Genomic DNA, 18,371 nt, shown 5'->3' on the forward strand with positions numbered 1-18,371 from the left:
TCCGCGGCTTCCGCATCGAACCCGGCGAGATCGACACCGTCCTGGGAACGGCCCCCGGGGTCACCCGCGCCGTCACCGTCATCCGCGAGGACCGGCCGGGGAGCCGCAGGCTCGTGGCGTACGCGGTCCCTGCGACGGGTACGGTCCTCGACGCCGACGCGCTGCGGGCCCACGCCGCCGCGCAGCTGCCCGAGTACATGGTGCCGAGCGTCTTCCTGGAGATCCCGGCCGTCCCCCTCTCCCCCAACGGCAAGCTCGACCGCCGCGCACTCCCCGCGCCGCCGGAGCCTCGGTTCACCGCACCGGCCCCCGTGGCGGCGGCCGTCGCGGGACCGGTGTCCGGCGAAAGTCCGGCGGAGCTGTCGGCCCGGCTGATGGCCGAGGTCCTCGGGCTGCCCGCCGTGGGCCCCGAGGACAACTTCTTCGAGCTGGGCGGCGACAGCATCGTCTCCATCCGCCTCGTGAGCCAGGCCCGCAAGGCGGGTCTCAAGGTGACGGCCCGCCAGGTGTTCCAGCACCCGACGCCCGCCGGGCTCGCCGCCGTCGCCGCGCCGACGGCGGACGCCGCGGTCGCCGTGCCCCCCGCCGAGCAGGGAGTGGGGCCGCTCGTCCTGCCTCCGGTGGCACGGTGGCTCGCCGAGCGCGGCGGACCGTTCCGCCGGTTCTGTCAGGCCCGTCTGGTCCTGGTGCCCGCCGGGGTGCGGCACGCCGATCTCACGACCGCCCTTCAGGCGGTGCTCGACCTCCACGACGGGCTGCGGCAGGTGCTGACCGTGACGCGGCCAGGCGTGTGGAGCGCGGAGGTGGTCCCGGCGGGCTCGCTGTCGGCGGCCAGGGTGCTGCGTACCGTCGACGCGTCCGGGCTCGGCACCGGGGCGCTGCGGGAGCTGGTGGGCCGCGAGTCGGACCGCGCCGCCGGCGCACTCGACCCGGAGTCCGGGGCGACCGTGCGGGCCGTGCACCTGGACGCCGGTCCCGGTGAACCGGGCAGGCTGCTGCTCGTCGCCCACCACCTGGTGGTGGACGAGGTGTCCTGGCAGATCCTGCTGCCCGACCTGCGGGCGGCCTGGGAGGCCGCGTCGGCCGGGCGGGTGCCCGCGCTCGAACCCGTGCCGACGGCGCTGCGCACCTGGACGGCGGGGCTGCTCGCCGAGGCGCACGGCGGGCGGCGGACGGCCGAGCTGGACCGGTGGTTCGAAGCGGCGGCGCCGGGCGCGCGGCTGCTGACCGATCGGCCCCTGGACCCGGCGCGGGACACGGTGGCGACGGCCCGGCGGCTGACGGTCCGGCTGTCGGCCGAGCGGACCGAGCCGCTCCTGTCGGCGGTGCCGCAGGCCTTCCACGGCACCGTCAACGACACGCTGCTCACCGCGCTCGCGCTCGCCGTGGGCGACTGGGCGGCGCGGGCCGGACGTGCGGTGGACGGGGTGACCGTGGATCTGGAGGGTCACGGCCGGGAGCAGGACCTCGTGCCGGGTGCCGATCTCACGCGGACGGTCGGCTGGCTGACCAGTGTCTATCCGCTGCGGCTCACCGCCGACGGTTACGACCCGGTCGCCGTGGCCGCCGGGACGCAGGACGCGGGGACGGCGCTGAAGGAGATCAAGGAACGGGTCCGTGGTGTTCCGGACGGCGGGATCGGCGCGGGGCTGCTGCGGTACGCGAACGCGGCCACGGCGGGGCTGTTCGCGCGGGGCGCGGGCCCCGAGATCCTGTGGAACTACCTCGGCCGGCAGACCGCGCGGACACAGTCCGTGTGGGGTCCGGCGGCGGAGGCCGACGCGCTCGCCGTACGGCCCGATCCGGACATGCCGCTCTCGCATCCGCTGGCGGTCGACGCCGAGATCGACAACGGCCCGGACGGTCCCGAGCTCGCCGCCACCTTCGTCTGGGCGGGCGAGGCGCTCTCCCAGAACACGGTGGGCGAGCTGACGGACGGCTGGCTGGCCGCCCTCGACCTGCTCGCCGCCTGGGCGGCCGGCGGTTCGTCCGCCGGTCACACCCCGTCCGACCTCGACCTGCTCGACCTCGACCAGAACCAGATCACCATGCTCGAAGAGATGTGGAGGGCCCAGCAGTGACGCAGGCTCGTATCGAGGACATGCTGCCGCTGTCCCCCCTGCAGCAGGGCATGCTGTTTCACTCCGTCTACGACGGTGAGGGCGCCGACGTGTACACCGTGCAGGTGTCGGTCGGGCTGGCCGGGCCGGTGGACGCCGGGCGGCTGGAGCGGGCGGCGGTGGCGCTGCTGCGCAGGCACCCGAACCTGCGGGCAGGGTTCTGGCACGAGGGGGTTCCCCAGCCGGTGCAGTTCGTGCCGGCGGAGGTGACGTTCGGGGTCGAGCGGGTCGATCTGTCGGAGCCCGGCGCGAGGGGCGTCGACGGTGCGCCCCTGACGGGCGCCTCGGTCGAGGAGCGGCTCGCGACGCTCCGGCGGGCCGAGCTGGCGCGGCGGTTCGCGCTGCACCGGCCGCCGCTGCTGCGGCTGGTCCTCGCGCGTCTCGCGGACGACGATCACCGGCTGATGATCACGGTCCATCACATCCTGGTCGACGGCTGGTCGATGCCGCTGCTCGTGGGTGATCTGCTCGCGCTGTACGCGGCCGACGGGGACGCCTCGGGCCTTCCGGCGGTACGCCCCTACCGCACGTATCTGAAGTGGCTGAAGGAGCAGGACACGCCGGCGGCGGAGGCGGCCTGGCGGTCGGCGCTCGCCGGGGTCGAGGAGGCGTCGCTGGTCGCGGCGCCGGACCCGGCGCGGGCGCCGGTGCGGCCCGGGGTGCACGCCCTGGAGCTGTCGTCGGCCGCCACGGACCGGCTGACGGCGGCGGCGCGGCGGCTCGGCACGACACCGAGCACGCTGATCCAGTGCGCGTGGGGGCTGCTGCTCGGCGGTCTGACGGGGCGGCAGGACGTGGTGTTCGGTCTGACGGTGTCGGGGCGTCCGGACGAGATACCGGGCGTCGAGTCGATGCTCGGCCTGTTCATCACCACCGTTCCGGTGCGGCTCGCGACCCGGCCCGAGGAGACGGTCGAGGGGCTGCTGCGCCGCTTCCGTGACGAGCAGAACGCCCTCCTCTCCCATCACCACCTGGGGCTGCGGCTGATCCAGAGGCAGAGCGGCGGCGGCGAGCTGTTCGACACGCTCGTCGTGATCGAGAACTATCCGGTGGACCCGTCGGCGCGCGAGACGGTCGCGGCCGGAGTGCGGGTGACGGGTGTCGAGGCGGAGGACGCCACGCACTACCCGCTGACCCTCGCGGTGTCCCTGGACGCGCGGGCGGAGCTGCGGCTGGAGTACCGGCCGGACGTGTTCGACGCGCGGGCGGCGGGGCTGATCGCGGACCGGCTGGCGCACGTCCTGGACCGGATCGCGGACGAGCCCGGTACGGCGGTGGGCGCGCTCGCACTGCTGCCGGCGGCCGAGGTGGAGCGGGTCCGGAGCAGCTGGCCGGGGACGGTGCGGGACGTGCCGTCGGGGACGGTCGCGGACGTGTTCGCCGAGCGGGCCGCCCGTACCCCCGACGCGACCGCGGTGGTCTGCGGGGAGTCCTCGCTGACCTTCGCCGAGCTCGGCGGGCGGGCCGCGCGGCTCGCGGGGCTTCTCGCGGAGCGCGGGGTCGGACCGGAGTCGGTGGTGGCGCTCGCCGTACCGCGCTCGGCGGAGACGGTGGTCGCGATCCTGGCCGTGCTGAAGGCGGGCGGCGCCTACCTGCCGCTGGACCTGGACCATCCGGCGGACCGGCTGGCTCTGATGATCGAGGACGCGGCGCCGGCGTTCGTGCTCACCACCGGGCGGGCGGTGCCGCTGCTGCCGCCGGCCGGGGACGGTCCCGAGCGGATCGTGCTCGACGCCCCGGAGACGGCCGCCGCGCTCGACGCCCTCCCGGCGGCGTGCGTGTCGCCCGAGATCGCGGACGGGCACCCGGCGTACGTCATCTACACCTCGGGGTCGACCGGGCGCCCCAAGGGCGTGGTCCTCACCCACGGCGGTCTGTCGAACCTGTACGCCAACCACGTCGCCCAGGTCTTCGGTCCCGTGGTCGACGCGACCGGCGGACGGACCCTGCGGGCGCTGCACACGGCCTCGTTCAGCTTCGACACCTCGTGGGAGCAGTTGTTCTGGCTGGTCGCCGGGCACGAGCTGCACGTGCTCGACGAGATGGGCCGCAGGGACGCCGAGTTCGTCGTCGGCTATGTGCGGGAGCACCGGGTGGACGCGATGGACGTCACCCCGACGTACGCGCTCGGGCTGCTCGACCGGGGTCTGCTCGACCCGGCCCGGCACAGTCCGGCGCTGCTGCTGCTCGGCGGCGAGGCGGTGCCGGAGGCGCTGTGGTCGGCGGTGCGGGCGGCGAGCGGGGTGATGTCGGTGAACCTCTACGGGCCGACCGAGTACACGGTGGACGCGCTCGCGGCGGATCTGGCCGACAGCGCCACCCCGGTGGTGGGGCGGCCGATCGGCAACACGCGCGCGTACCTCCTGGACGCGGCGCTGCGGCCGGTCCCGGCGGGCACGACGGGTGAGCTCTACCTGGCGGGGCGCGGTACGGCGCGCGGCTATCTGGGCCGGTTCGCGCTGACCGCCGAGCGGTTCGTGGCCGACCCGTTCGGGCCGCGAGGGTCGCGGATGTACCGCACGGGTGACCTGGCGCGGCTGCGGGCGGACGGCGAGCTGGAGTACCTGGGGCGCGCCGACGACCAGGTGAAGATCCGTGGTTTCCGGATCGAGCCGGGTGAGGTGGAGTCGGCGCTGGCGGCGGTGGCCGGGGTCGACGCGGCGGCGGTCGTGGTCCGTGAGGACTCGCCGGGTGTGAAGCGGCTCGTCGGCTATGTGACCGGCACGGCGGAGCCTGCGGCGATCCGCGCGGAGCTGGCCGATGTGCTGCCGGACTACATGGTTCCGGCCGCGGTGGTGGTGCTCGGCGCGCTGCCGTTCAATGTGAACGGCAAACTGGACCGGGCCGCGCTGCCCGCGCCGGTGTTGGGTGCCTCGCCGGACTCCCGGGCCCCGAGCGGGGAGCGGGAGGAGGCCCTGTGCCGGGTGTTCACCGAGGTCCTCGGGCTCCGTTCGGTCGGGGTGGACGACGACTTCTTCGCCCTGGGCGGCGACAGCATCGTGTCGATCCAGCTGGTGACGCGGGCGCGCAAGGAGGGTCTGGTCCTCACTCCGCGCGATGTGTTCGAGCAGCGGACGGTGGCGGGGCTCGCGGTGGCGGCCCGTACGCCGGACGCGCAGGGCGCGGCGCGGACCGCCCCGGATGCCGGCGGCCCGCTCGTGGAGCTGGACGAGGCCGGGCGGGCCCTCCTCGACCGGGTGTTCCCGGGTGCCGGGGAGGTGCTGCCGCTGGCACCGCTCCAGGAGGGGCTGTACTTCCACGCGCAGTACGACGACCGCGCGTTCGACGTGTACCTGATGCAGAACTTCGTGGAGCTGCGGCACGCGGTGGACACGGCCGCGCTGCGCGCCGCGTTCGACGCGATGCTGTGCCGGCATCCGAACCTGCGCTCGGCGTTCTGGCACGAGGGTCTGGCGGGTCCGGTGCAGGTGGTGCCCGCCGAGTGGGAGTTGCCCTGGAACGTACGGGATCTGACGGACCTTGACCGGGCCGGGCAGGACGAGGCGCAGCGGGTGTTCTCGCTGGAGGACGCGGCGACGCGGTTCGACCTGTCGGCGCCGCCGCTGATGCGCGTGACGCTGCTGAAGTTCGCCGAGGACCGGTGGATGCTCTGTGTGACGCAGCACCACATCCTCACCGACGGCTGGTCGGAGTCGCTCTTCTTCGAGGAGCTGTTCCAGCTGTACGGGGCGGGTGGCCGCGCCGAGGTGCTGCCGCCGGTCACTCCGTACCGCGCGTATCTCCGGTGGCTGGCGGGCACGGACACCGAGGCGGCGCTGACCGCCTGGCGGAACCATCTGTCGGGCCTGGACCAGGCGACGCTGGTGGCGTCGGCCGATCCGGCACGGCAGCCGGTGACCGCCGAGGTGGTGGACATCGCGCTCGGCGAGGAGACGAGTGACCGGCTGCGGGCGTTCGCCCGGGGTTGCGGCGTCACCCTGAACACGGTGCTCTCGGCGGCGTGGGCGCTGTCCCTGTCGGGGATGACCGGGCGGGACGACGTGGTGTTCGGCGCGACGGTCTCGGGGCGTCCGGCGGAGGTGCCGGGGGTCGACCGGATGATCGGCATGTTCATGAACACGCTGCCGTTCCGGGTCACGCTGCGGCCGGCGGAGACCCTGCGCGAGCTGCTCGTCCGGACGCAGGGCGAGCACGCGGAGCTGCTGCCCCACCACTACCTGGGCCTCGGCCGGATCCAGCAGGCGGCGGGCGTCGGGCAGCTCTTCGACACGCTGTACGTGTTCCGGAACACGCCCCTGGACGACACCGCGCGCGAGGAGGCGGTGGAGCGGCACCAGATCGGCTGGACGCACAGCGTCGACGGCACGCACTATCCGCTGACGCTCGCCGTCACGCCGGACCGCTCGCTCGAACTCAGCCTGGCCTACCGTCCCGACCTGTGCGGCCGGGGGACGGCGGAGGAGCTGGCGGGCCGGCTGCGGCTGCTCGTCGAGCAGTTCGCGGCGGGCGGCGCGACGCCGGTCGGCCGGCTGCGCACCCTGGAGGACGCCGAGCGGGCCGGGCTGCTCGCCCTCGGCGACGACACGGGGCACACGCTGCCGGACGTGTCGTTCATCGAGCTGTTCGCCCGGCAGGCCGCGCTGACACCGGACGCCACGGCGCTCGTCTTCGAGGACGAGCGGCTGACCTACGCGGACCTTGACGAGCGGGCGAACCGGCTGGCCCGTGCGCTGCTCGGACGCGGCGCCGGACCCGAGCGGACGGTGGCCCTGGGTCTGCCGCGCTCGGCGGAGTTCGTGGTCGCGCTGTTCGCGGTGCTCAAGGCGGGGGCGGCGTACCTGCCGCTGGACCTGGACCACCCGGTGGACCGGCTGGCCGCGATGGTCGGGGACGCGGGCCCGCTCTGCCTGGTCACGAGTTCGGCCGTGGCGGGCCGGGTACCGGTGGTGGCGGGCGTGCCGCCGCTGGTCCTGGACGACCCGGCGACGGTCGCGGAGCTGGCCGCGCTGCCGGGCGGTCCGGTGGCGGAGGAGGAGCTGGCGGCGCCGCGCGACGGCCGGCACCCGGCGTACCTGATCTACACCTCGGGTTCCACGGGCCGCCCCAAGGGTGTGGTCGTGCCGGGCTCGGGTCTGGTCAACATGCTGCTGAACCACCGGGAGCGGATCTTCGAACCCGCGGTCAAGCTGGCGGGCGGGCGCCGGATGCGGGTCGCGCACACCGTGTCGTTCGCGTTCGACATGTCGTGGGAGGAGTTCTTCTGGCTGGTCGACGGGCACGAGGTGCACGTCATCGGCGAGGAGCTGCGGCTCGACCCGGCGGCGCTGACCGCGCACTACGACCGGGTCGGCATCGACGTCGTCAACGTCACGCCGTCGTACGGGCAGCAGCTGGTCGACGCGGGGCTTCTGGACGAGGGGCGGCACCGTCCCTCTCTGGTGCTGCTCGGTGGCGAGGCGGTGCCCGACTCCCTGTGGTCGCTGATCGCGGAGACCGAGGGCACGATGGGCTACAACCTGTACGGGCCCACCGAGTACACGGTCAACGCGCTGGGTGCCGACGTCGGCGGCAGCGCCACGTCCTGTGTGGGCCGGCCGATCCACAACACCCGGGCGTACGTGCTCGACGGTGCGCTGCGGCCGGTGCCGCGCGGGGTGCCGGGCGAGCTGTACCTCGCGGGTGCGGGTCTGGCGCGCGGCTACCTCGCACGGCCGGCGCTGACGGCGGAGCGGTTCGTGGCCGATCCGTTCGGCGCGCCGGGCACGTCGATGTACCGCACCGGCGACCTGGTGCGCTGGCGCGAGGACGACGGGATCGACTACCTGGGCCGGGCGGACCACCAGGTCAAGATCCGTGGCTTCCGGATCGAGCTGGGCGAGATCGAGTCGGCGCTCGCCGCCGCGCCCGAGGTGGCGGCCGCCGCGGTGGTCGTGCACACGGGGGCGAACGGGGTGAAGCGGCTCGTGGCGTACACGGTGCCGGCCTCGGAGGCGGACCGTGGGGACCCGGAGGCGGTGACGGCCGCGCTGCGGACCCGACTGGCGGCGACCCTGCCGGAGTTCATGGTCCCGTCGGCGTTCGTCGAGCTGCCCGCGCTGCCCCTGACCGTGAACGGCAAGGTGGACCGCGTCGCGCTGCCCGCCCCGGTGTTCGCGGACGCGGGCGGCGGCCGGCCGCCGGAGGACGCCCGTGAGGAGCTGCTGTGCGGGATCTTCGCGGACGTGCTCGGCCTGGAGCGGGTCGGCGTCGAGGACAACTTCTTCGAGCTGGGCGGGCACTCGCTCCTCGCGATGCGGCTCGTCGGCCGCATCCGCGACGAGTTGGGCGTCCCCGTCCAGGTGGGCACGGTCATGTCGGCGCCGACGGTCGCGGACGTGGCGGCCCGGATCGGGTCGGACTCGCGCCGCGAGGCGCTGCGGGTGCTGCTCCCGCTGCGGGAGCGGGGCGGCAGGGCGCCGCTGTTCTGCTTCCACCCGGCCTCCGGGTTCAGCTGGCAGTACACGGGCCTGCTGCGTCACCTCGACGCGGACCGGCCGGTGTACGGCGTCCAGTCCCCCGGCCTGGCCGGGGAGCTGCCGGAGGCGACGGACGTCGCGGAGCTGTGCGAGCGGTACCTCGCGGAGATCCGCGCGGTGCAGCCCGAGGGGCCGTACCACTTCGTCGGGTACTCCTTCGGCGGGACGGTGGCGCACACCCTCGCGGCGATGCTCCAGGAGCGCGGGGAGGAGGTCGCGTTCCTCGCGCTCCTCGACGCCTACCCGCCGGAGCGGGACGACTGGTCGTACCTCGACACTCCGGAGTGGCGCGAACGGCTCGAACAGGAGGAGAGCGGCTTCCTGCTCTCCGTGGCGGGTCTCGGCGCGGAGGCCGGCGGGCGAGGGGACGTCTCCCGCGAGGAGGCGGTGGCCGCGATCCGGGACAGCCAGGGCCTCCTGGCCGGCTTCGACGACTCGCTGCTGCACGCGATCGTGGAGACCAACGTGCACTGTGTACGGCTGCTCTCCCGCAGCCGCACTCGGCGCTTCCACGGTGACGTCCTGTTCTTCACGGCCGCGCGGACGACTCCGGCCGGGGAGGCACCGCGGCTGGTGTGGCCCGCGTACGTGGACGGCGTCCTCACGGAGCACGTGCTCGACCGCGGTCATGACGAGCTGATGGTGCCGGAGGCGCTGGAGGAGATCGGCCCGCTCCTGGCCTCGGCGCTGCGCGCCGTCGCGGACGGTCCGTCAGCTCGCCGCTGAAACACGTCCGTTCGGAACTCCGCAGTCGGGGGCGCCCCGGGGCCCCCCGCCGTGACAAGCCCATGGGCCCATTCACTCAGCTTAGGTTAGGCGTACCTAAGTCAAGGAGGTATCGTGACTGAAAGCAGCAGACCGCGCGGTGAGTTCGAGGGGCGCGTGGCCCTCGTCACCGGCGCCGCACAGGGCATAGGCGAGGCCGTCGTGCACGCGCTCGCCGCGCGGGGCGCCACCGTCGCCGCCACCGACCGTGCGGCCGGCGCCCTCGCCGAGAGCGTCGCGCGGCTGACCGGGGACCACGGCGGAGAACGGGACCGGACCGCCGGAGCGGTCGTGCCCTACGCCCTGGACGTCGCCGACGGGGACGACGTGACCCGGACCGTGGGCCGCGTCGAGCGCGAACTCGGCCCGGTCGACATCCTCGTGAACGTCGCCGGAGTCCTCAGGACCGGACCCGCGCTCGACATGACGGACGAGGACTGGGCGGACACCTTCGCGGTCAACACCACGGGCGTGTTCCACCTCTCCCGGGCCGTGGTCGGCGGCATGGCCGCCCGGGGCTCCGGCTCCGTGGTGACGGTCGCCTCCAACGCCGCCGGCATCCCCCGCTCCGGAATGAGCGCCTACGCCGCCTCGAAGGCCGCGGCCGTCGCCTTCACCAAGTGCCTGGGGCTCGAGGTCGCCGCCCGGGGCGTCCGCTGCAACGCCGTCTGCCCCGGCTCCACCGACACCCCCATGCAGCGCGCGCTCTGGGACGGGCCCTCCGGCCCGCAGCGCGTGATCGCGGGAGACGCCGCCAGCCACCGCACCGGCATCCCGCTGGGCCGCATCGCCGACCCGGAGGACATCGCGGAGACCGTCGTCTTCCTCGCCTCCGACCGGGCCCGCCACATCACCATGCAGGACATCTACGTCGACGGCGGCGCCACCCTGCGATGACGGGCCGGGCCCTCACCGCCCACCCGCCCCGCACGCACCCGCCCCCCGACTCCTCCTCCCCACCCTCAGACCGAAACCAAGGAGCCCCGTGTCGACGGTCCACCAGGTCGCCGCGCACACGTCCGCGCCCGCAGACCCCCACTCCTCCGTCGGAGCCGCCACCGCGCTGCTCGACGCCTTCCGCCGGGGCGACCGGTTCCTCGCCACGCCCACCCGGACCCTGCTCGCCCACGGCGTCCGGCAGGAGGTCCCGCACGGCACCGCCCCGGTCGCCGAGCGGGTGACCGACGCCCTGCGGAAGGCCCGCTCCGACGGCCGGGCCGCCCCCGTCGTCCTCGGCGCCCTCCCCTTCGAAAAGGACGCCCCCGCCGCGCTCGTCATACCCGAGACGGTGCGCACCGGACCGGCCCTCGCCCACGACCCGCTGGTCGCACTGCCCGCCGCCGCGCCCCCGGCCACCGCCTGGTCCGTCCGGCCGGAACCCGAGCCCGAGGTGTACGCCAAGGGGGTCGCCTCCGCCGTCGACCGCATGTGGAACGGCGAGTTCAGCAAGGTGGTCCTCGCCCGCACCCTGGAGGTGACCGGCCCCGACGAGCTCGACCTCGCCGCGATGGTCCAGCGGCTCGCCCGCCGCGACCCGGCCGGCTACACCTTCGCGCTGCCCACCGGCCCCGACCGCACCCTGCTCGGCGCCAGCCCCGAACTCCTCGTCTCCCGGCGCGGCGACCGGCTGGTCTCCAACCCGCTGGCCGGCTCCGTCCCCCGCAGCGACGACCTCGCCGAGGACGTGCGCCGCGCCGCGGCCCTCCTGGAGTCCGCCAAGGACCTCCACGAGCACGCCGTCGTCGTCGACGCCGTGCACCAGGTGATGGCCCCGTACTGCTCCGCGATCGAGGTGCCCGCCCGGCCCTCGCTGATCCGCACCGCCACCATGTGGCACCTCTCCACCACCGTCACCGGAACCCTCGCGCAGCCGGAGGTGTCGGCTCTGGAGATCGCCTCCGCGCTCCACCCCACCCCGGCGGTCTGCGGCACCCCGACGCCGCTCGCGAGACAGGTGATCCGCGAGACCGAGCCCTTCGACCGGGGGTTCTTCACCGGCATCGTCGGCTGGGGCGACGCGGAGGGCGACGGCGAGTGGGTCGTCACCATCCGCTGCGCCGAGGCCGAGGGCCGCACGCTGCGCCTGTACGCGGGAGCCGGCATCGTCTCCGCCTCCGTGCCCGAGGCGGAGACCGCCGAGACCGCCGCCAAGTTCCGTACCTTCCTGAACGCCGTGGGAGCCGAACTGTGACCGCACCGACCCGGCCCGCCGCCCCGGACACGGAACCGGGGACGGCCCTGCCGGACACCGCCACGCCCACCTGGCCCGCCGAGTTCGCGGAGCGCTACCGCACGGCCGGCTGGTGGCGGGGCGAGACCTTCGGCGCCGTGCTCCGCGCCCGGGCGGAGACCCACCCCGACCGCGTGGCCGTCGTCGACCGCGCGGGCCCGGGCGGCGCCCGGCGCGCCTGGACCTACGGCGACCTCGACCTCCGCGCCGACCGGCTCGCCGCCGGGCTCGCCGCCCGCGGCATCGGCCACGGCGACAAGGTCGTCGTCCAACTCCCCAACGTCGCCGAGTTCTTCGAAGTGATCTTCGCCCTGTTCCGGCTGGGCGCACTGCCGGTCTTCGCGCTGCCGGCCCACCGCGAGTCGGAGATCTCCTACTTCTGCTCCTTCACCGAAGCGGTCGCCTACGTGGTCCCTGGCGAGGACGCGGGCTTCGACCACCGCGCCCTCGCGGCCACCGTGCTCGCCCGGACGCCCTCGCTGCGGCACGTGTTCGTCGTCGGCGGGGACGCCGGCCCCTTCGAACCACTGTCCGACGTCCCCGCGGAGCCGGTGGCCCTCACCGGCCCCGCCCCCTCGGACCTGGCGTTCCTCCAGCTCTCCGGCGGCAGCACCGGCGTGCCCAAGCTGATCCCCCGGACGCACGACGACTACATCTACTCGCTGCGCGGCTCCAACGAGATCTGCGGTGTCGACGAGAACAGCGTGTACCTCTGTGTGCTGCCAGCCGCCCACAACTTCCCGCTCTCCTCACCCGGTTCGCTCGGCGCCCTGTACGCCGGCGGCCGTGTGGTCATGTGCCCGCGGCCCGCGCCCGACGTGGCCTTCCCGCTCGTCCAGGACGAGGGCGTCACGATCACCGGTCTCGTACCGCCGCTCGCGCTCGTCTGGACCGACGCCGCCGCCGCGTCCGCCTACGACCTCTCCAGTCTCGACGTCCTGCTCGTGGGCGGGGCGAAGTTCGGCGAGGAGGCCGCCCGGCGCGTCAAGCCCGCGCTCGGCTGCACGCTCCAGCAGGTCTTCGGCATGGCCGAGGGCCTGGTCAACTACACCCGGCTCGACGACGACACGGAGACCGTCGTCACCACCCAGGGCCGGCCGATCTCGCCCGCCGACGAGATCCGGGTCGTCGACGACGAGGACGAGGACGTGCCGGAGGGCACGACGGGCCATCTGCTGACCCGCGGTCCGTACACCATCCGCGGCTACTGGAACGCGCCCGAGCACAACGCCCGCGCCTTCACCGCGGACGGCTTCTACCGCACCGGCGACCTCGTCCGGGTCACCCCGAGCGGCCATCTGGTCGTCGAGGGACGTGCCAAGGACCAGATCAACCGGGGCGGCGAGAAGATCGCCGCCGAGGAGGTGGAGAACCACCTGCTGGCCCATCCGTCGGTGCACGACGCCAACGTGGTGGCCGAGCCCGACCCGTACCTCGGCGAGCGGAGCTGCGCGTACGTGATCCCGCGCGCGGACGCGCCCGTGGTCGGGGCGCTCGCGCTGAAGCGGTTCGTCCGGGACCGGGGGCTCGCCGCCTTCAAGGTGCCCGACCGGATCGTCTTCGTGGAGGCCTTCCCCACGACCGGCGTCGGCAAGGTGTCCAAGAAGGACCTGCGCGCCCGCACCGCGCCCGGGACCTGACGCGCAAGCCGCACCCCGGCCCAGTCCGGCCCAGCCCGGCACCGTACGGCCCACCGAAGTCCAACACCCGCATCAGCACCAGCACTTGCCGAAACGGAACCGCCATGACCCTGCCCACTGTGGCGCCCTACCCCATGCCCCGCCCCGGCGAGCTCCCCGCCAACCGGGTGGAGTGGACCGTCGACCCGGACCGGGCCGTGCTCCTCGTGCACGACCTGCAGAACCACTTCCTCACCCCCTTCGACGCCGAGGCCGAGCCGATCACGGCCCTGCTCGCCAACCTCGACCGGCTCCGCAAGGAGGCCGCCCGGCTCGGCGTCCCCGTCGTCTACACGGCCCAGCCCGGCGGCCAGACCCCCGAACAGCGCGGCCTCCAGCAGGACTTCTGGGGTCCGGGGGTGCCGACCGACCCGCACGCCGTGGCCATCGCGGACGCCGTCGCCCCGGAGCCCGGCGACACGCTCCTCACGAAGTGGAAGTACAGCGCATTCGTCCGCACCGACCTCCTGGAGCAGTTGCGCGAGCAGGGCCGCGACCAGCTGGTCGTCACCGGCGTGTACGCGCACATCGGCGTCCTGATGACCGCCTGCGACGCGTGGATGCAGGACATCCAGGCCTTCGTCGTCGCCGACGCCGTGGCCGACTTCTCCGAGCGCGAGCACCGCATGGCCCTCGAATGGGCGGCGGGCCGGTGCGCGGTCGTCACGACGACCGACCAGGTCTTCTGAGCCGTCCCGTGCGCTACGAGGAACTGCCGGGCCACCCCGGAGTGGTGGCTGTCGCGGTGCACCCGAACACGGCGTCCGCCCGCGCACTCGCCACCCTGCTGGACTCCACGGAGACGGCCCGGGCAGGCGCCTTCCGCCACCCGGTGGACGCCGACCGGTACCTGGTCGCCCATGTGCTGCTTCGCCTGGTCCTGGCCGAGCGCGTGGGCGGGCGGCCCGACCGGCTGGCCTTCGCGCGTCGGCCCTGCGCCGGGTGCGGCGGTCCGCACGGCAAGCCCCACCTGCCGGACCACGGCGACGTGCACTTCTCGCTCTCCCACGCGGGCGACCGGGCCCTGGTGGCGGTGGCGTCCGTGCCGGTGGGGGTGGACGTGGAGACCGTGCCGGCCGACGGCGTGGTACGGGACGTGGGGGCCGCCCTCCACCCGCGTGAGCGGGCGGAGTTGGCGGCTCTTCCCGTCAACTCCCGCGCGGGCGCCTTCGCCCGCTGCTGGGCCCGGAAGGAGGCCGCGCTCAAGGCGACGGGAATGGCCCTGGTCCGGGGCGCCGCCGACCCCTACGTGGGGACCGGGCTCGCCCCCGCCCGGCCCTGCGGGCTCCGACTCACCGATGTGCTCCTCTCCGAGGGGCACGTGGCCGCCGTCGCCCACGAGGTGCGGCGGTCGGCCGCTCCGCCGGACGGGGATGCTCAGGTCACGGGAGCGCCGGCGACGGAGGCGATCCGCAGGGATTCGACCAGGTCGCGGTAGAGGGTGTCCGACACGAGCAGTTCCTCGTGCCGGCCCTGCGCCCGGATCCGGCCCGCCTCCATGACGACGATGGTGTCCGCGTCGACCACCGTCGACAGGCGGTGCGCGATCGTCACCACGGCGCCGGTGTCCGCGCGGGAGCGGAGGCACTCCTGCACGGCCGCCTCGGTCAGACCGTCGAGCTGGGCGGTGGCCTCGTCCAGGAGCAGCACGTCGGGGGTGGCGAGCAGCGCCCGGGCCAGGGCGATGCGCTGCCGCTCCCCGCCCGACACGTTCGCGGTGGCGAGCGGCGTGTCCAGTCCCTCCTCCAGGGCGTCGACCTTCTCCGTGAGCCGAACGTCGTGGAGGACGCGCAGCAGCTCCTCCGTGGTGGCGTCGGGCCGGGCGAGGAGCAGGTTGTCGCGGATCGTGCCGGGGACGACGGGGGTGTCCTGCTCGACGTAGGCGAGACGGGCCCGGATGTCGCCGTGGGCGTGGTCGCGGTAGGGCCGCCCGTCGAGGAGGAGTTCGCCGCCGGTCGGCTCCAGGAACCTCAGGACCAGGGAGAACAGGGTGGTCTTGCCCGCTCCCGAGGGACCGACGACGGCGGTGTGGCCGCGCCGGGGGATGACGAGGTCGATGTCCCGTACGGCGGGCCCGGCGTCCGGGCCGTAGGCCGCGGTGACGTTGCGGAGCTCCAGGACGGGCACGTCGTCCCGGAGGTCCTGAATCCCGTCGAACTCGTCGAGTCCGTCGAGTCGGTCGAGCCTCCGGGGCTTCCGGGGCTCCCGGACGGACGCGCCCGCCGCCGGCGAGGCCTCCTCGGACGGCAGGGCGTCCGCCTGTCGGATGCGTTCGGCGGCGGCGATGCCGGACTGGAGGGCGGTCACGTTCTGGCTGAGTTCGTTGATCGGGTCCATGAGGGCGAACGTGTAGAGGAGGAAGGCGATCAGACCGGACACCTCGAGCCGGCCCACGCCGACGCGCCAGGCGCCGACGGCGAGGATCGCGATGATGGCCAGGTTGACGCCCGACCAGGCGGTCGTCCAGGCCAGGGCCTCGCGGCGGACGGCGCGGACCCCGAACGCGGCCGAGGCGTGCGCGTCGGCGAGGATCCGCTCGGTCATGCGCTCCTCGGCGCGGTTGACCTTGACGGTACGGATCGCCCGCAGCGTGCCTTCGAGGACGCCGCCGAGCCGTCCCACATGCTCCTGGGCCTGCTGCTGGGACTTCGCGATTCCGGGCATGAGGATCCCGAAGACCACGCCGACCAGGGCGACGGCGGCCACCGTGGTGGCGAGCAGCACCAAATCGAGGAAGCCCATGAGGACGAGGCTGCCCACCAGCATGACCGCCCCGTTGATCAGGCCGACGAAGGAGGAGGCGGCGGCCTCGCGGAGCAGCACGGTGTCGGAGGTGACGCGGGTGACGAGTTCGCCGGTGGGGCTCCGGGTGATGCCGGGCACGGTGGCACGCAGGAAGCTCCGTACGACCGACTCACGGGCGTCGAGGACCACTCGCTCCCCCAGTGCCCCGAGCAGGGTCCACTGCCAGTACGAGACCCCGGCGCCGACGAAGAGCAGCACGACGAGGGTCGCCACGGGTGTGGTGAGGGAGGACGCGCTGCCCAGTGCGTCGAGCACGTGCTTGGTGACCATGGGCGTGGCGAGACCCAGGGCGGAGCCGACCAGGGCGAGGGCGAGTCCCTTGACCAGGGTGCGCCGGTGCGGGCGGGCGAAGGACCACAGGACGCTCAGGCGGGGCGCAATGGAATCTGACATACCCACAATGGAACATCTCTGTTCCAGAAAGGTCAAAGGGTTTCCCAAACGGTATGAGGGGTTACCGTGTGCGCATGGGGTCCGACGACACTCCCGCGCCCGGCGCGGCCACCCGCGAGAGCGCCACCCGCGCCCGCACCCGGCGCGCGATCCTGGACGCCGCCGTCTCCGTGCTCACCGCCGACCACGGCGCCTCGCTCGGCGACGTGGCCGAGGCCGCCGGGGTGGGACGGACCACCGTCCACCGCTACTTCCCCGAGCGCTCCGACCTGCTCGCCGCGATCGGGACGGACGTGCGGGACCGGGTCGCGGCGGCGGTCGACCGGGCACGGCTCGACGACGGGCCCGCACCGGAGGCATTGGAGCGGCTCTGCCTGGAGTACTTCGAACTCGGCGACCGACTGCTGCTGCTGTACGACGTGCCGCAGTTCGTGGCGTGGTCCGGCATCGAGGAGGAGTCCGCGGCCGACCTGGCCCTGCTCGCCCTCATCCGGCGCGGGCAGAAGGACGGGACGCTCGACCCCGAGGTCGACGTCAGCTGGCTCCAGGACGTCCTGTGGGCGCTGCTCTACGCGGCCTGGATGCAGGCGCGCGACCAGGGCACCCCCAAGCACACGGCCCTCTCCCTGTGCCTGCGGACCCTGCGGAAGGCCGTCGCACCGTAGGGATTCGGCGGCTGGGTGCCGTGTCGATCACATCGAGAGCGAACCCCCTGGCGCCGGAGCCCAGGCAGGAATAGGTTAGGCTCACCTAACAAGCTTCGAGCTGATCGCCGCCCCGCGGACATCCGTCTGTGGGGCCGTCAGTCGGGGCCTCGTACATCCCCCTGCCCGGAGACAAGGATCCACCATGCCTTCTGTGTTCACCCCCCTTCGCCGTCGCGTTCTCGTGGCGGGCACCGCCGCGGTCTCGCTCGGCCTGATGGTGACCGGGTGCGGCTCGGACGACAAAAAGGACGACGCGGCAGGGTCGGCGAGCAAGGCCCCGGCGGGTGCCTTCCCCGTGACCATCAAGAGCGCCCTCGGTTCGGCCGTCATCAAGGACAAGCCGAAGCGCGTGGTGACCCTCGGTCAGGGCTCGGCCGAGACCGCCATCGCCCTCGGCAACGTCCCGGTCGGCATCGAGGAGTACCCCTGGGGCAGCGACAAGAGCGGCTACCTCCCCTGGATCCACGACGCGGTGAAGAAGTCCGGCGCCACGCTGCCCAAGCAGTTCAAGGGCGGCGAGGAGCTCGACATCGAGGCCATCACCGAGCTCGAGCCCGACGTCATCCTCGCCCCGTGGTCCGGTCTGACGCAGAAGCAGTACGACATCCTGAAGGACATCGCTCCCACCGTCGCCTACCCCGAGAAGGCGTGGAGCACGAACTGGGACCAGCAGATCGAGATCATCGCCAAGGCGCTCGGTCAGCCGGAGAAGGCCAAGGACCTCGAGTCGAAGATCGAGAAGCAGCTCGCCGACGCGGCCGCCTCCCGCCCCCACTACAAGAACGTCACGTTCTCGTACATCTACAACACCGGCCCCGGCACCCTCGGCATCTTCAAGCCCGAGGAGCAGCGCGTGGCGATGGTCTCCAAGCTGGGCCTCAAGGTCGACCCGATCGTGAACACCTTCCCGGAGACCGAGGGCACCGACTCCGCCCTCATCGGCCTGGAGAACGCCAACAAGCTGGCGAAGAGCGACATCGCCTTCACGTTCTACATGGACGAGAAGTCCCGCAAGACCGTCGAGGCCCAGCCGCTGTACGCGGCCATCCCCGCCGTGAAGAAGGACGCGCTCGTCTACAGCCACGACACGCCCTTCGTCACCGCCTCCTCGATGATCAACCCGCTGACGGTGCCGTACAGCATCGAGCGCTACCTCCCGATGATCGACAAGGCCGTCGCCAAGGCCGGGAAGTAAT

Annotated in this window: 10 protein-coding genes; 9 read left to right on the plus strand and 1 reads right to left on the minus strand. The window is 73.7% G+C overall.

Going from position 1 to position 18,371, the window contains the following annotated elements; translation table 11 throughout:
- The 7 genes from ACZ4XX_RS00475 to ACZ4XX_RS00505 form a co-directional block, all read left to right on the plus strand.
- Nucleotides 1-2,081, plus strand: a 2,081-nt coding sequence (locus ACZ4XX_RS00475) for a condensation domain-containing protein (RefSeq protein ID WP_468505781.1), incomplete at its 5' end; no start/stop codon positions are given.
- Nucleotides 2,082-2,101: 20 nt separating this feature from the next.
- Nucleotides 2,102-9,322, plus strand: coding sequence for an amino acid adenylation domain-containing protein (locus ACZ4XX_RS00480; RefSeq protein ID WP_468505927.1), 7,221 nt, complete (start codon nucleotides 2,102-2,104; stop codon nucleotides 9,320-9,322).
- Between the two features lie 114 nt (nucleotides 9,323-9,436).
- Nucleotides 9,437-10,258 carry a 2,3-dihydro-2,3-dihydroxybenzoate dehydrogenase gene (locus ACZ4XX_RS00485; protein WP_468505782.1) on the plus strand — a complete coding sequence of 274 codons (822 nt, stop codon included), beginning with the start codon at nucleotides 9,437-9,439 and terminating at the stop codon, nucleotides 10,256-10,258.
- Between the two features lie 88 nt (nucleotides 10,259-10,346).
- On the plus strand, nucleotides 10,347-11,552 hold the full coding sequence (gene dhbC, locus ACZ4XX_RS00490) for an isochorismate synthase DhbC (RefSeq protein WP_468505783.1): 1,206 nt from the start codon (nucleotides 10,347-10,349) through the stop codon (nucleotides 11,550-11,552).
- A gap of 47 nt (nucleotides 11,553-11,599) precedes the next feature.
- Nucleotides 11,600-13,231, plus strand: coding sequence for a (2,3-dihydroxybenzoyl)adenylate synthase (locus tag ACZ4XX_RS00495; protein ID WP_468505928.1), 1,632 nt, complete (start codon nucleotides 11,600-11,602; stop codon nucleotides 13,229-13,231).
- A gap of 104 nt (nucleotides 13,232-13,335) precedes the next feature.
- Nucleotides 13,336-13,959: an isochorismatase family protein gene (locus ACZ4XX_RS00500; protein ID WP_468505784.1), complete on the plus strand. Its 624-nt coding sequence runs from the start codon at nucleotides 13,336-13,338 to the stop codon at nucleotides 13,957-13,959.
- An 8-nt stretch (nucleotides 13,960-13,967) separates the two neighbouring features.
- A complete protein-coding gene (locus ACZ4XX_RS00505) occupies nucleotides 13,968-14,708 on the plus strand; it encodes a 4'-phosphopantetheinyl transferase family protein (RefSeq protein ID WP_468505785.1) in 741 nt (246 codons plus the stop codon).
- Here ACZ4XX_RS00505 and ACZ4XX_RS00510 read toward each other — a convergent pair.
- The gene (locus tag ACZ4XX_RS00510) at nucleotides 14,648-16,468 is read right to left on the minus strand and encodes an ABC transporter ATP-binding protein (RefSeq protein WP_468505786.1); all 1,821 of its coding nucleotides are present in this window, start codon (nucleotides 16,466-16,468) and stop codon (nucleotides 14,648-14,650) included. The genes ACZ4XX_RS00505 and ACZ4XX_RS00510 overlap by 61 nt on opposite strands.
- 74 nt (nucleotides 16,469-16,542) lie before the next feature.
- Here ACZ4XX_RS00510 and ACZ4XX_RS00515 point away from each other — a divergent pair, with 74 nt between their 5' ends.
- Nucleotides 16,543-17,133 carry a TetR/AcrR family transcriptional regulator gene (locus tag ACZ4XX_RS00515; RefSeq protein ID WP_468505787.1) on the plus strand — a complete coding sequence of 197 codons (591 nt, stop codon included), beginning with the start codon at nucleotides 16,543-16,545 and terminating at the stop codon, nucleotides 17,131-17,133.
- Nucleotides 17,134-17,317: 184 nt separating this feature from the next.
- Entirely contained in the window at nucleotides 17,318-18,370 is a 1,053-nt protein-coding gene (locus ACZ4XX_RS00520; RefSeq protein WP_468505788.1) for an iron-siderophore ABC transporter substrate-binding protein, read from the plus strand.
- The last annotated feature ends 1 nt before the right edge of the window (nucleotide 18,371 follow it).

It is taken from the genome of Streptomyces sp. NPDC029956, from assembly GCF_055574655.1.